This window comes from Gardnerella sp. DNF01141, assembly GCF_049244255.1.
GTDB lineage: Bacteria > Actinomycetota > Actinomycetes > Actinomycetales > Bifidobacteriaceae > Bifidobacterium > Bifidobacterium vaginale_E.
Genome location: NZ_CP058391.1, coordinates 658,913 through 673,283 on the forward strand (window position 1 = coordinate 658,913; position 14,371 = coordinate 673,283).

A 14,371-nucleotide genomic window follows, 5' to 3' on the forward strand; every position below is an offset into this window, starting at 1 on the left:
AAACTACTCACACTTGCGCAGTTTATGTCGTTTAAGCACAACCACAATAAACCAACCAAACGCGGCTATAGGAATTGCAACCAGCGTAGAAATCCACGGAACCATCATTCCGCCGTGCGAATCCCATGCGTCAATTGCAGTACCGGCCGCCATCGACCCAAGAGATGCTCCTACCGCAGAAGCTGTCGGCAGCCACGAAAGACCTTCCGTAAGCGATTCTTCAGGTACAGTCGCCTTCACAATAAGATTTCCAGTTGCAAAAATTGGCGATACGCAAAGCCCAGAAAGCACTTCAAAAACGCTCATAAGCATAAGCCTGTCAATATTCAAGCTCATAAGCACGTAACCAATAGTCAGCACCGTCAAAAATACAATAAGATGCGACCAGTTAGATCCGCGGAATTTGTGCGATCCAAAAATTATTGCACCCACAAGAGATCCGCACGCAAAAAGTGCAAGCTGCATGCCAATAAAATGCTCAAGACCTTGCGATTTCATTGCAGCCGTCACTGACACGTCAAACGCGCTAAAGCTCATGTTGAACACAATAAACATAAGCACAAGAGGAATAATTCCACGGTATAAAAGCACGTTTTTACCGCTCTTTTTTGCATGATGATTATGCAATTGTTTAAGACTGAATTTGTCAATAAACTTGCGCTTAGAATTTTGTTTTTGCGATTCTGATTCAGATGCAGAGATTTCGCTTTCTTTTTGAGATGCGATCATAACGTCTACATCTCCGGCTGCAGCCGTTGGCACTTCCACGATTTTAATTACTGCCGGCTGAGTATTTTTTAACGAAAAGAACCATGCTCCACCCAACCCGCTCGCTAAAACTGGCACAAATAATTGCGAAACCGGATGCACAGAAGTAGCCAGCCATGCGGCCAAAATAGGGCCTAGAATAAACACAATTTCATCAATTCCAGACTCAAGCGCATACGCAACATTTAGCAGCGAATCGTCATCTTCCGCACGCAGAGTGTAAGCCCAGCGCGTACGCACTAACGCTCCAAAAGCAAATTGCGTCACGCCCATCGCAATCGCAAGAACAAAAAGCAGCGCTAGCGGAACTCTAAACAATGCCGCAAACGCAAACGAAATCATTGCAATAACCTGTGCACTAAGCGCAATAACACCAACTTTTCGCTGACCAAATCTGTCAAAAAGTTTTGCATAAACTGGCGTTACTGCAGCCTGCGCAAGAACGTAGGATGCGGCCATTGCTCCAGCTACAGTCCAATTGTTATACAAATGGTTTAATGCCAAAACAATTCCCAAACCAATCATTGACATTGGCAAGCGCGCAATTGCCCCCGAAATGCAAAACGCTTTAGCGCCGCTCAATGAAAAAAGTCTAGAATATTTAGAAATTATTGAGGATTTCCCCATGTCTTCTTTAGACTTTGCTTTTTCTTTAGACTTTGCTGCCGCTTTAAACGACATAAATTTTATTACTCCTTTTTAATTACCCAACTGTTACTTTTACATTCACAAATAAATTCGCAAATAAACTTACAAATAAACTTACGAATAAGCTTCTCGAAGTTACGTTTACGCTCTAGTTTGAGATCTAGCGGTTGCCATTTTTGCACGCTTTGAACGAATCATTGGCTCACCAGAGTAAATGTACAAGTCATCTACCAAAGATTTCATATTCTTCGCCTCTAGCATATGATCCTCGCGCTTCCAAGAAGCATCTTTTCTAAGCCCGTGATAATCGTAAAAACTCACGTCACAAGCTGAATCTGTGTGCAAATAGTAGCGATTTACACCGTTATTTCTAAGCAAATGCATTGTATGCTTCCACAATCCTCCGCCAACACCGTGCCCGCGAGCATCTGGAGATACAAGGAAAAGCTCCAATTCTGCTTGAGTTAAATTATTAATATGCGATTTTGCTTCAAGTTTTGTTTCCAAAGCGCGCATGCCATGAGCTTCTTCTAAAGCGAGATGGTAATTTTTGTCTGCATTAGCTTTCATAGCAGAATCCTGCTCTAAAAGCATTTGGCTTACTTCTGGGAACAAAACTGGAGCGTCAAAAACGCGCGCCAAAAGCAATCCCATAAACTTTCCGTCGAGTTGTGCAATAGTACCGTGAGTTGAAGGCTTCAAATAGTGCAATACGCAGCGGCGAGAAAGACTTAATGAGGCATCTTCCCCAACTTGTTGCGAAATACCCCAGGTACGTTCGTATTCTTTTACGATTGCGTCAATATCGCTAAGTTTTACAGGACGGAACTCTACGTTCATAATTCTGATTCTTCCTTACTTCATACTCAAATCGATGTTGTGCGTATGCCCGCCCACACACACTGCACGAGGAATCTGCACGTTTTCGAAGTGATGCACGATGCGTTTCAATCGCGGCGCAAAATCTGGCACAGCAAACAAAAATTGCAGCAAATAAATTGCGGCAAAATGATTGCAATAGCAACATTTATGCGTCATCATCATCGAGGGAAATTAACGTGCCAGAGTGTAACTCGGCAAGGATTTCATCTTTTGTTTTTGCTTCGGCATGAATTTCACGTTGTTTTTCATCCGATACGTTCACATAATAAAGGGTGGCATCGATAGCCTCGAGTGGAGCGTTCGTCATAAGCGAAAGAAGCAGACGATACCAGTCAAGCTGACCGAGTTTTAACGCAATATCTTGCGGATCAGTTGGCTTACGACCAGTTTTCCAATCAACTACTGTATACAATTTACTTGAATCTTCTGGATCTAAACCACCTGCAAAGATTGCGTCAATTTTGCCATTAATAATTTGATCGCCTAATTCTGGCACGTGTGCAACAATCGGCTGCTCTGCTGCTATAGGTCGACGATAAGCCCATTTTGAAGTAGCTAAACGTTTTTCCCATATTAATAATTTGTGTTCAGCTGATTTTTCGACTTGCGCAGTTTTTTCGTCTTGCGCAGTTTTTTCGATTTTCGCAAGTTTTTCAGAAATATTTTCAACAACATCATATTGAGTGGAATTTTTATTCAAGCAACCCGCATTTACAAACTGTTCCGCCCAAGCATGGAATCTCGTACCCAAATCAGATGCAGGAGAAGCCGTCCGCGGAATAGGGCGAATAATTGCCATCCACTCGCTTCGCAAACGTTTAGCTTCCTTCGTTTCGAAAGAATTGTTATTTTCATCAGCATTTTTATTAAATATTGCCCTGCGCTGCACAGCCGTAACATTTACATTTTCAACTTTTGAAAGCTGATCCGCCCTATTTTTAAGCGCAACCGTATTGTGATACCAATCAATTTTCGGCATCAAATCTGCATCCTGCAACAAAGCTTTTGCCCTAGAAAGTAGCGAATTTTCGTCAGACTTGTCATTTTCGTAAGCCTTGTCAATTGCACTAATCTCAGCAATTTCAGAATATTCAGCAGACTTATTAAGCGCATTTCGCACATATTCACTCGACGCACTCGGCCAAGCTAATAGCTGTTTGTTGTTTTCGTTAGGGATTTCGCTAGGCTCACTAAATAATTCAGCAAACTTAGAAGCAGATTCGCCAACAGCATAGCCAACTTCATCTAAATCAACTTTTACTTCGGCAACAGATCCGCAAGATTCTTGCATTTCTTTAAATACTTCATTCCAAAAAACAGAAGGCTTTTTTGAGCGCGAAGATGAAGTATTGGAAGCAGAACCAGCAGCGTTTGCTGCACCATTTTCACTATCTTCCCCATTAACATCCGCCGTCATAGCACTAGACTGACTGCACGTAAGCAAAGCCGCAAATTTCGCTCGCGTCAACGCCACATACATAAGATGCCTCTCATCAACATGCAAAGCTCGCCCACGCTCCTCTACTTGCGAAAGAGGAAGAGTTCCGGTTTTCATTGCAGCATCGTAAATTTGACGCGCTTCTACAGGAATTGCTCCTTCTGGGACATCTTCACGCTCGTAGAATTTTTCGGCTAAATCAAGCATTGCTTGCGCGCGAGAACCGTAGATTTCCGCATCGATTTTTTCAACGGTTTCCATATTTCTCAAGGATTCTTGCGGATTCATACTAACGCTCAAATCTGCGTTGTGAGGAAATCGCGGCAAAATATCCGCATCGACTCTAATTGGCACAGGCACTTTTGATGCGATTTCAAGAGTTGCGTACGCGCTTTCAAAATACACGCCATCCTGATTGGTTTGCTTTACGCGCAAACCATCTCCCTGACTACTTGGGAAAGCACCTTCGCTAAGACCCACTATTGCAACAGCAGGCCATTCCAAACCCTTCGACTGGTGAATTGTCATCAAAACCACGTCTGCAGGCTCGTCAACTGAAGCAGGTTGATCGTCAATTTTGTCAATATTTTGAATCCAAGAAATAAATCCGCGCAAAGTAGGCTGCGTAAAATCACTCATTTCTTGCAAATATGCGTCAGCAAGCGAATAAATTGCGTCAAGTGTGCTGTGCATATCGTTAAGAAGCGTTGAATTACTTGAATTGTCGTTCATAAGCGCACGCGAAACAGCCACATCAATATCAATATTTAACGCTTCAACAGCAGTACGAACAACATCATGCAAACTTCCAGATTGAGCACGTTCCACAGCGTCAAGAACTTTGCCTGCGCGAAGAATTGCTGCATTTGCTTTACTACTCAGCTTATTTTTAAGATGATTAAGCGTGTCTTTCGTAGAATTTTTTGCAAATACAGTAGAGTTAAACGCTTCAAGCAGCACATCCGCAATAAACACTCCGCCGTGAACACTATTAGTTTGAGCGCCTTTAGACTGCTGTTCGCGCACAAGCTTCGCCCAAGATGCGCGCGGAGCTTTAGAATCCACTAAACCTGCTTGAGCCAAAGCGTTGAAAACATACTCAACGTTTTCATCGGTTGCAGCATTAGCTAAAGCCTCTAAATCGTCAGTACTAAGCGCAAATCGAGGTGTGGCAAGAAGTCGCATTAGCGCGGAAGTATTCGTGTGATCTGCAACAGCAGAAAGAAGAGCAAGAACGTCTTTTACTTCCGGTTTTTCAAGAAGAGCGGAATATCCAACAGTTAAAGTGCGCAAACCTGCTTTTTGCAAAGCTTCTTCATACATTGCAATATTGGTTTTGCTGCGAAATAGCACAGCTGCTCTCGCTTGTAAGCCAGAAGCTAGAATATTGTCGTTTTGCGCTAAAGCATTTTGTTTTACATATTTTACGAATCGCACAACTGCTTCAATTTCTTGATATTGCGTAGGCATATTTAGCACGCTAACGCTGCCTTGCGGAGCATTTTCAAGATATTGAAGATTTTTGACTTCTACTTCCGAAGCCAACGAACTGCTTTTGCGAAGAGACGGCACACGCAAAGGTTTTGTAATAGCGTTTGCCGCCTGCAAAATAAGCTTAGAATTTCGCCGCGTTTGAGTAAGAGAAAACTCGCTTGATTGGTCAATATTAAGCGCTTGCTGAAGTTTTCTAAAAGCACCCGAGCTTGCTCCTCTAAATGAGTAAATTGCTTGAAAAGGATCTCCAACTGCAGCAATATGTGTTTGCTGATGCGCTAAAGAATTGCCAGCAGAAGTATTCTCGCTATTCTCGCTCTCACTACTATCGCTACTATCCCTATTATCTTCGCTTGCGACTCTTGCATTATGGAACAGAGTTGCAATAAGCATTGCCTGCGTTGTGGAAGTATCTTGATACTCGTCTAACAAAACTTGACTGTACTGCCTTCGATATTGCGCTGCAATAGAAGGAAAATGCGTTACCAAACGGTATGCAGCAATCGTAAAATCGCTAAATTGCGCCATATTTGCGCTACGCTTTGCAGAATCAAAAGATAGAACTAAGTCGAGCAAAGCAGCACGCTTTTTAGCGGCTTCAAATAATTTATTACAAGAATCGTAACACGTATTTTTTAGCGTAATATTTAGGTATTCAACGTATTCTTTTCCGTAATTTTCGCATTTTTTGAAATATTTTTCGTCTGATTCTGTTTTTGCGCGACGCAATTTAACAGCGCTCGGCTTTTTTGCAACAATCGTAGTAGTTTCGGCCGCACTCAGCGCTTTTTGCAAATGTTCAATCCACGCATTATTCCACTTTTGAATTTTTAAAACAGCTGAAGAAGTACTGTCTAAAGACTCACCCCTACTATTTAGACCAATCATCGAGCAGGAAATATCTGCAGCGAGCGCAAGAACGTCGTCAACCAAAGCATCAAACTTATACAATTTAACAATTTCCGGATGCTTATCAACATACTCGTTTACTAGAGGCTTAATTAGTTCGCGCGCTCCAGCGTCGCTAAGAGGCTGAGTATTGTGATCAAAACCAACTAGCAAACCATATTGGCGCACAATTGACTGAAAGAATGCGTCGTAAGTCATTACTTCTGGCTTCAAAAATGCGTTTGAAGAACTTAAAGAATTTGAAGATGACGCACTCGTACCAAAGCTTTGTTTGCTTACGTTTGCATGTTGACTTACGGCTTGCGCAACTCTTGCCAACAATTCCGACGCAGCTTTATTCGTAAACGTAAGTCCTAAAATGCTTTCTGGAGCAACGCCGCGGTCAATAAGATCAATAACGCGACGTGTCATAGTATAGGTTTTTCCACTGCCAGCTCCAGCAACGATAATCATATTCTTGTTTGCGGGCGCTGTAATTGCTACAGACTGTTCTGCACTATCCGTATTTTTGCGAGGAGATTTTGTGCGAACGGCATCTTCGCGAAGAGCTTTTTCGCACAAAGTTTTGTTATTAATTTCATCATCGATCATGATTTACGCACCTCGTATACGGTATCTATGCGGCCTGCGCAAGCTGGGCAGACTTGTTTTGCACGGCAATATTTCAAATGCTGCGAAGTTGGATGCGCAATAATTTGCTTAGATCGAACTGCAGCAGCCGCGTAGAAAACGCGCGAAATCATAGTAAGAGACCATTTTGCAGTTTCACTTAAACACCGGAATGACTGCCAAGCTTGATCGCTTACATTATTTGGGCATGTTTTCATAATTTCTTCCAACTGCGGGCAATCCAGCAATCTTGCCATATTTTTGAATCCAGCTCGACTTTCAAGCGGCTTATTGTTCAAAGCGTCAGCAATGCAAAGAGGCGGTTGATATAAGTTTTCTGCAACACTGTGGTCTTGAGCCGGATAATCGTTGTCAACTACATGGAATAGCACACTTCTTGCAATTGTTGGCGCATTAGAGGCGGAAATAAGTGGATTTTCGTCTGCAAAAAGCAAAGCAAGCTGATAGCAAACTAACTGCAAATCATTAAAAACTCCTGTTGAAGGAGGAACTTTTCCGGTTTTATAGTCAAGTAAGCGAATATTTTCTGAACCGTCCGCATTTTTTCGCTTTTCAAGTCGATCAATTCTGCCGTGAATATGCAATTGCAAATCTTCGCACGCACCATCCGGCCAACCGCCTACCAATGCTCCCATCAACTCGTAACAGTCGCGAACAGAAACGGTTTGCAAATTTGCAGCTTTAAAAGTATTGTTCAACACGCGCGCAATGTCATCAAAACCAAAATGAGCGCTTGTTGGCATCTCACAGCAGGCTTCTAAAAGACTTCCAATGCTACTTTCTAAAGATTTTTCGCTTGGCGTAAGAGATTCAACAACGCCATCATCTGACTTTTTTGCGTCAAAATCGTAAGTTTCCTGACTAAAAGATGTAACGAAATATTGTGCAATCGTATGAAGAGCACGACTTATATTAGATTGCCTAGAAAGCGCAGAATACCGCTCTTTTGCATCTCGAATATCAGCAAGTTCAGGAGCAATACTTTCGTAATACTCCTCCATGCGATTTGCGATTTCGTTTATTCGGCTCACTTGAGCGCAATACTGAGAATACTGGGAATACTGGGAATCATCTACAGAAACTTCTTTAGATTCAACTTCCTTAACAGGCGATTCTTCAAGCACAGTGTCCATAAAATCGTAGTGCTTATTTTCACTAGCCCACCTTGCAGTTTCGTGAATTAACGTACCAAAATACGTTGCAGCACTTCCTGGCTGAGGACCTGCAAGTTGACGATTCAGTAATCCACACACTGGGCAAGCCCATAAACTGTCTACAGCAGAAGGAGACAAGCTCACCACAGTACTGTTAGTTTTAGTAGAAATATTTTCCGCAGAAGAATTTTCTGTAATTTCGCTCATAAAATCCCATTGACTACAATCAGCGCAATCAACTCCAGAGTCTCGCAATAATCGCAATGCTTTAGCAGCGTCTAAAACTCCGCTATTTTCATTCGCATTATCGCAATTATTCTTACCGGCAGCATCTCGCACAAGTTTTGCACGCGCGGCACAAACCAATCCGCGAACATCCATATCTAAGCCTGCGAAAGGAATTTTAAAATCGGTAAAAGGCGTGCGTGAATTTTCGTTATTGTAGTAGCGTTCAGGCAAATAATAGTAAAGAAAATCGCTTGGTACAGCACTATCGCTGTACTGCGCGCTAATATACAAACTTTCAGTGGCACGAGTAAGAGATAGCAAAAAGCTACGCTGCTCACCAGCAAAAACCGCGGATTTATCGTTTGCTGCAAGAAGATTTGCAGATACAAATAAATGTGAATTAGATAATTTATTAGCGTCATTCACATTAAACTGCTGACTCATAGCTCTCTGCTTGGAATCCAACATAATACTTGCCAAACTTTCCGCACCAAACATTGTGCTGCGCGAAGCAAGATTTGGCCACACGCGCTGCTGTAAAGTTGGCATCCAAACAAGCGACCAATGCTTTCCTGCAGCACCTGCAGGAGTTGTAAGCGTTACAGCATCTGGCACAGGAGCTACTCGAGCTAGAGAATCTGCCTCAATTTCCATGCCACGAACCTGCGCTATAAAATCGCTAATATCAGCTGGAAGTGCAGAATTTTCGTCGTCAAAATCTAATGAAACGCTGCTATTTTGCAAATCTGCTTCAAAACCGTAACTTTTCTCATCGCTGTACGAAGAAACGTAGTCAAAAAGACGCATTGCAGCATCAAGTCGATCGTTTGCCCTATAGCCTTCACGATTGTGCTGCAAAGCCATGCGCTGCCAACGTTCAGCAACATTGCAAACATTCCACGCTTCACCAAGAGCATATTTAGCGTTGAGCAAATCTGGGCGAGACACAAACCGCAAAGCCAAAGTCTGCACATTTTTCCAGATTTTTACAAAGGCTGCAACATGAGGATTTCGAGGAGCCATATTTTGCAAAATACTTAGCACTGTTGAATCAGACTGCTGGGAATCAGTATTGCATGCTACATCTGCAAAACAAAGAATATAGCACGCCTCTAGCGAAAGAGCACTCATATCTTCATTAATATCGTCATCTAAATTGATAACTAAATTAACATTAGAATCACCATTGGTGTTGTTATTAGAGGCGTTATTTAGATTACTCCTAAATTCATCCCACGAATCCTTAAGCTTTCTCAAAGGAATATTTTGATTACTAAGCGAATTATTTTCGTCTTTTTGCTCATCTAAAACCGCGGAAAGAGAAGCCAAAGATCGCATAAGCGACTCAACATTTTTAAGCTGCGAAGGAGTTTCAAACTCTAAATCACCATAAGAATGATTGTTATAGTCGCGAGTGGCATAGTCTCGAGTGGAATAGTCGCGAGTGTTACGAACTATTGATGCAAGAGGACTTTCCATAATGCACTTAACGCGAGATTGCATCCAAAATGCTATATTTTTTAAACTTTTGCCGCGCTGAATTTTATACGAAATACAAGATACAAGATTCCCAGAAATGCAACGTTGAGCAAACTGAGCAAGCTCAATAAGCGCAAACAATCCTTGCACGAATGGCTCGTCCTTTAACGGTCGAGTTACCAGCGAGTAACGCACTGGAACACCATCCGCGCGAAGCTGCTCACCAAAAAGACGAACAGTGGAATTATCGTGCGCAATAAGCGCCATATCACTCCACTTGCGACGATTTTTTACATGAGCGTGCTTCATTTGCCAAATAACAGAATCTAATTCTTCACGCTGTGAACGATATAATGCTGTGCGAACAGTGTCGTCTGAGTTGAGATTAGAATTTTTAGGTGGTTCTATAGGCTCAATCGGTAAAGCCCCTGCAAATTTTGGCATTTTCCAAGGGCGATTTGGAAGCGCAACAGCAGTACTTAACTGTGAAGTCAAGGAAAGAGAAACGCGAGCAGCAAGCAAATCACGCATTGAAGGCGCTGGAATCTGATTTGAAGAAGAATCGGAAGTTACCGCAGAAGAAACAGAAAAATCGGAAGAAATCGCATATTCCAGAGTTTGCTCAGCTGCATTAAACACACGCAAAGCAACCGAAATCGCATAATCAGGGTACGCTCCTCTAAATGTCTGCACCGACTCGTCAGGATTGGCAATCAAAACCAAACGCGTACCGAGATTACTCAAAGTTTCCACAAAACTCAAACCGGCAAGAGTAATATCCTGATAATCATCAACAACAAGAAGATCTGGGATTTCTGAAGAATTCGAATTAGACGATTCACCAAGCAAGCGAGCAGCTTTCGAACCTTCAACCAAAAGCTCAGAAGCATCCAAACGGAACGACCCTTTATAAGTGTCTGCAAGCATTTTGCGATACTCAGATCTAAGCGCAAAAACAAGACGCCACTGCGTACTGCGACGGTTAACCAGCAAAGAAGTTGGCAAAATATTTTCAGATTCTGCGGTAGATTTTGCAAAATCAAGCGAATCTAAAACAGACTGTTCGTCGGAAGAATCGTTGATTCCAAGCTCATCCAAACGCGCAAGCATATCTCTAAGCTGATGCATAAATGCGTTGCTAGTTTCAACACTACTATCTTCGTCGTTTCCTGTTTCCACATTGCTATTTTCAACGCTGCTAGTTTCAACACTGACGCTTGAGTCTTTAGAATTTAGCGAAGCATCATAATCATTTCCAACGCCAGTTAAAGGAGAAACCCAAAGCGGAGTCTCGAAATAATCCTGAAAAAGCTGGCAAACATCGCAATCACCATTGTCTCCCCTAAAAACATGCTCAATATGCTCGCGAACAACTTTGCGAAGAAGAGCATCCTGCTCAGCGCCATTAAGAAGCTTAGGATTAGGCTTATGCTGCAACTTACAATTAGCTGAAATAATACGAAAAGCAAGCGATTCCAACGTTCCAACCGGACGCGACTGCTCACTTACTCCAATAGAACGAATAATAATATTGTCAATACTTGCAGCCAAATTTCTGTTTTGCACTGCCATTGCTGTTATGCTATGAGGCCAACGCTGGCATCCCGCAATTGTTGCACGCACAGCAAACTGCGTTTTTCCAGTATTTGGAGCGCCATAAACCAGCAGCGTACTGGTCAAATTCCCAGCACAATTGCGTAACGTGCCATCAAATAGCGCTTGTAATGCAGAATCCTCACACATACGCTCAATTCTACCAATTGGGCAATAGTGGTGCGCAAGTTTTAACTAATTTTGCAAAACAGCTCGAGCGCGCGCATCTTTCAACGCAAGAAATACGCGACCTACACCAATAAAAATAAGCGTAAACACAATAAGCAAATAAGCAACTCCAACACCTAAAGTAGTGGCGTTAAAAGTCTGAGGAGCAAAACCAAACCAGCCTGCAGGAGCACCATAATTAAGGAAATTGTAAGGCGCACGCATTGCGTGAACGCCCCAACGCACACCCGCAAACTCACTAAGAATTGCAGCATAAGCAACATAAGACAAAGGCGGAATCGTAGCAAAATAAATGTGTGCACTGGTTGAACGGAAACGATAGTCAAAAAGTATAAAATCTACGATTGCAAGAAGCGGCGCAATTGCGTGGACACAAAGACTGCTGCAACCGTTGCTCATATACGCACCAACAAAACCTAGCTTATTCGTAGGAGCTAAGAAGCAAAGATAAAGCGTAAATGTGACCGCAATGGCGATTGTCATCATGAATTTAAAAACGTACCAAGCATTGGATTTTGAATCAAACCAAACCGCTAATGACGCTTGAGAATCGGAAGAAGTGTCATATTCTGCAGAATTAGTAGCGCAACTGCGAGCGCGCATAAAAGCTGTAGTATCTAGCACAAGAGAGCCAGCCAAAGCTACACAAATCATAAGATTAGAAAGATTTGTAAAGTAAGTAAAAGTCATAAGACCTTGCAACGAAGCTGCCATTCCGTAAACGGACGCGATTATTGCGATTGCTCGAATTGCTGTGCGCGTGGCGTATTCACGCACATCGAGAGGATTTGCAGCGGCTGTGGTTTGCTGCTCTAGAATGGAATTGTTTGCCATGTTAACTCGCTTTCGTAACGTATGTCGATTAGGTAATGCTTATAAACTACTTACTTACCATATTTATGTTTACACTACCGGAAGGCGAAAATCTGTAGAAAAAGTTGCAAAAATACGGCGCGATTTTTGTAGATACGTGCAATCACTACGCGAACGCAGCGCGACGACTGCGCCAATAACAAAAAACGCGTCTATCCGTTACTAATGCAGCGCGCCAACTGCACCAGTAACGAAAAAACGACGTTATACGTTACTAACGCAGCGCGCCAACTGCAGGAGTAACGAAAAAACGACGTTATACGTTACTAATGCAGAACGCCAACTGCAGGAGTAACGAAAAAACGGTATTGAGCATTACTAATGCAGAACGCCAACTGCGACGTCACTAAGTAGTATGCGAACGATATAGTCGAACTATGGTTCGGAGTGCGCAATCGCCGCAAAATCGCGGGCGGCGCTGAGATTACATCCGTAGGACCTGATCTAGATAGTGCTAGCGAAGGGAAACATTATGACAATAAATAACACTGCAGAAGCAAACAACAGCTCGCAATCAAACTGCGCAAACGAAACAAAAAACTGCGCATCTACTACTAATCCAGCTGCAACATCTGCAAAAGTAGACACACTATTTTCCGTGCGTGCGCGACGCCGAATGTTCCTTAACGACGTTCGCCAATGCATCGAACGCGTACGCGCACAGCAGCCTCTTACACACTGCATAACGAACGTAATCGTACAAGACATAACCGCAAACGCACTGCTTGCCGCAGGCGCCTCGCCAATTATGGTCACAGATCCGGAAGAAGCTCACGCACTCGCACAAATCGCCTCCGGCGTGCTAATAAACGTAGGCACGTTCCATCAGCCAGAAACTTCCGAGTACATGCGCGCAGCTGTTGAAGGATGCGAAAAAGCCGATACCCCATGGGTGCTTGATCCGGTTGGCATTGGCGTGCCAGCACTTGCTCCACGCACGCGCTTTATTCACGAAATTATCAAGCACCACCCTACTGTAATTCGCGCAAACGCTTCCGAAATCATGGCACTTGCAGGCAAAGAAAGTAACGGAAAAGGCGTAGATTCTCACGATAACGTAAACGATGCGCTTCAAGCCGCTCGCGAGATAGCTAAAAAATACGGATCAGTAGTGGCTATTTCCGGCGAAAAAGATGCGATTTACGGCCACGGATGTTTAGCCCGCGTAACAGGCGGTAACAAAGCTATGACCAAAGTTGTTGGCACGGGGTGCGCTTTAGGAGCGCTTGTTGCAGCGTACGTTGGTGCAAATCCGGAACGTCCGCTCGCAGCAACTGTTGCAGCGCACGTGCATGCAGCAGCTGCTGGAACTTGGGCAGCTCGCCAAACCACAGCTCCCGGAACTTTCCGCACGCTGTGGATGGACGCGCTTTCCACTCTTAGCGTAAACGACATGTTTAGTTTGACAAATATTGAGTTCACTGTTGAGCCTGTGGATTGGACACTGTATTTGGTAACGGATCCACGCATGGGAAATCGTCCGGAAGAAGAAGTGGCTGTGGAGTCGGTTGAAGGCGGAGTTACAGTTGTGCAATTGCGCGATAAATATTCCGACGATGATGAGATTTCAGCAAAGGCGAAAAAGTTGCGTCATGCGCTTATTGATTCCGGTCACGGAGACGTGCCTGTTTTTATTGATGATCATGTTGATTGCGCGGCTCATCTTGGTTTCAACTTGCACGTTGGGCAAAAAGATACTCCGTTCGTTGAGGCGCGAAAGTCGATGCCGGCTGAGTGGATGGTTGGTCTTTCTTGCGCTAGACCGGATTTGATGGAGAAAGCTTACCTAGAGTGCAAAGAAAACGACGTTCCACTGCCAGATGTGATTGGAATTGGTGCCGCTTTTGAAACACATACGAAAGCTCATGACGTGCCTCCACTGGGAGTTGATGGAGTGAACGAAGTTGCGAAAGTTGCGCACTCTATGGGCGTAAAAACATTAGCAATTGGCGGAATACACGAGAACACAGTGTTCCCTATTCGCGGTCTTGAGCTTGACGGAGTTTGCACTGTATCGGCGCTTATGTGCGCTGAGGATGCTGGAAAAGTAGCGCGCGAGCTTAAAAGCGTGATTACTAAATAATTA

Annotated in this window: 6 protein-coding genes and 1 riboswitch; of the genes, 1 reads left to right on the forward strand and 5 read right to left on the reverse strand. The window is 43.5% G+C overall.

The genetic code is table 11. The features are described from left to right. Nucleotides 1-3: 3 nt before the first annotated feature. From HXT35_RS02465 to HXT35_RS02485, 5 genes are all read right to left on the reverse strand, one after another. Nucleotides 4-1,449, reverse strand: coding sequence for an MFS transporter (locus tag HXT35_RS02465; protein ID WP_004127367.1), 1,446 nt, complete (start codon nt 1,447-1,449; stop codon nt 4-6). Nucleotides 1,450-1,557: 108 nt separating this feature from the next. After that, nucleotides 1,558-2,256, reverse strand: a complete 699-nt coding sequence (locus HXT35_RS02470; RefSeq protein ID WP_004127370.1) for a GNAT family N-acetyltransferase — start codon at nt 2,254-2,256, stop codon at nt 1,558-1,560. A 187-nt stretch (nt 2,257-2,443) separates the two neighbouring features. After that, on the reverse strand, nt 2,444-6,730 hold the full coding sequence (locus tag HXT35_RS02475) for an ATP-dependent DNA helicase (protein ID WP_421788341.1): 4,287 nt from the start codon (nt 6,728-6,730) through the stop codon (nt 2,444-2,446). Beyond that, nucleotides 6,727-11,373, reverse strand: coding sequence for a PD-(D/E)XK nuclease family protein (locus HXT35_RS02480; RefSeq protein WP_004127375.1), 4,647 nt, complete (start codon nt 11,371-11,373; stop codon nt 6,727-6,729). Before HXT35_RS02480 ends, HXT35_RS02475 begins: the two co-directional genes overlap by 4 nt. A 45-nt stretch (nt 11,374-11,418) precedes the next feature. Further along, nucleotides 11,419-12,246: a hypothetical protein gene (locus HXT35_RS02485; protein ID WP_004127378.1), complete on the reverse strand. Its 828-nt coding sequence runs from the start codon at nt 12,244-12,246 to the stop codon at nt 11,419-11,421. Between the two features lie 412 nt (nt 12,247-12,658). Continuing rightward, a riboswitch (TPP riboswitch) is annotated at nt 12,659-12,768 on the forward strand. Nucleotides 12,769-12,901: 133 nt separating this feature from the next. On the opposite strand from HXT35_RS02485, the gene thiM reads away from it, so the two are divergent. Then, nucleotides 12,902-14,368 (forward strand): hydroxyethylthiazole kinase, encoded by a 1,467-nt coding sequence (gene thiM / locus HXT35_RS02490; RefSeq protein WP_419185103.1) that lies wholly within the window; start codon nt 12,902-12,904, stop codon nt 14,366-14,368. The last annotated feature ends 3 nt before the right edge of the window (nt 14,369-14,371 follow it).

Bases quoted from the DNA above. Each gene is read 5' to 3' on its own strand.
- HXT35_RS02485 (WP_004127378.1), bottom strand. From the start codon at position 12,246: ATGGCAAACAATTCCATTCTAGAGCAGCAAACCACAGCCGCTGCAAAT.
- HXT35_RS02480 (WP_004127375.1), bottom strand. From the start codon at position 11,373: ATGTGTGAGGATTCTGCATTACAAGCGCTATTTGATGGCACGTTACGC.
- thiM (WP_419185103.1), top strand. From the start codon at position 12,902: ATGTTCCTTAACGACGTTCGCCAATGCATCGAACGCGTACGCGCACAG.
- HXT35_RS02475 (WP_421788341.1), bottom strand. From the start codon at position 6,730: ATGATCGATGATGAAATTAATAACAAAACTTTGTGCGAAAAAGCTCTT.
- HXT35_RS02470 (WP_004127370.1), bottom strand. From the start codon at position 2,256: ATGAACGTAGAGTTCCGTCCTGTAAAACTTAGCGATATTGACGCAATC.
- HXT35_RS02465 (WP_004127367.1), bottom strand. From the start codon at position 1,449: ATGTCGTTTAAAGCGGCAGCAAAGTCTAAAGAAAAAGCAAAGTCTAAA.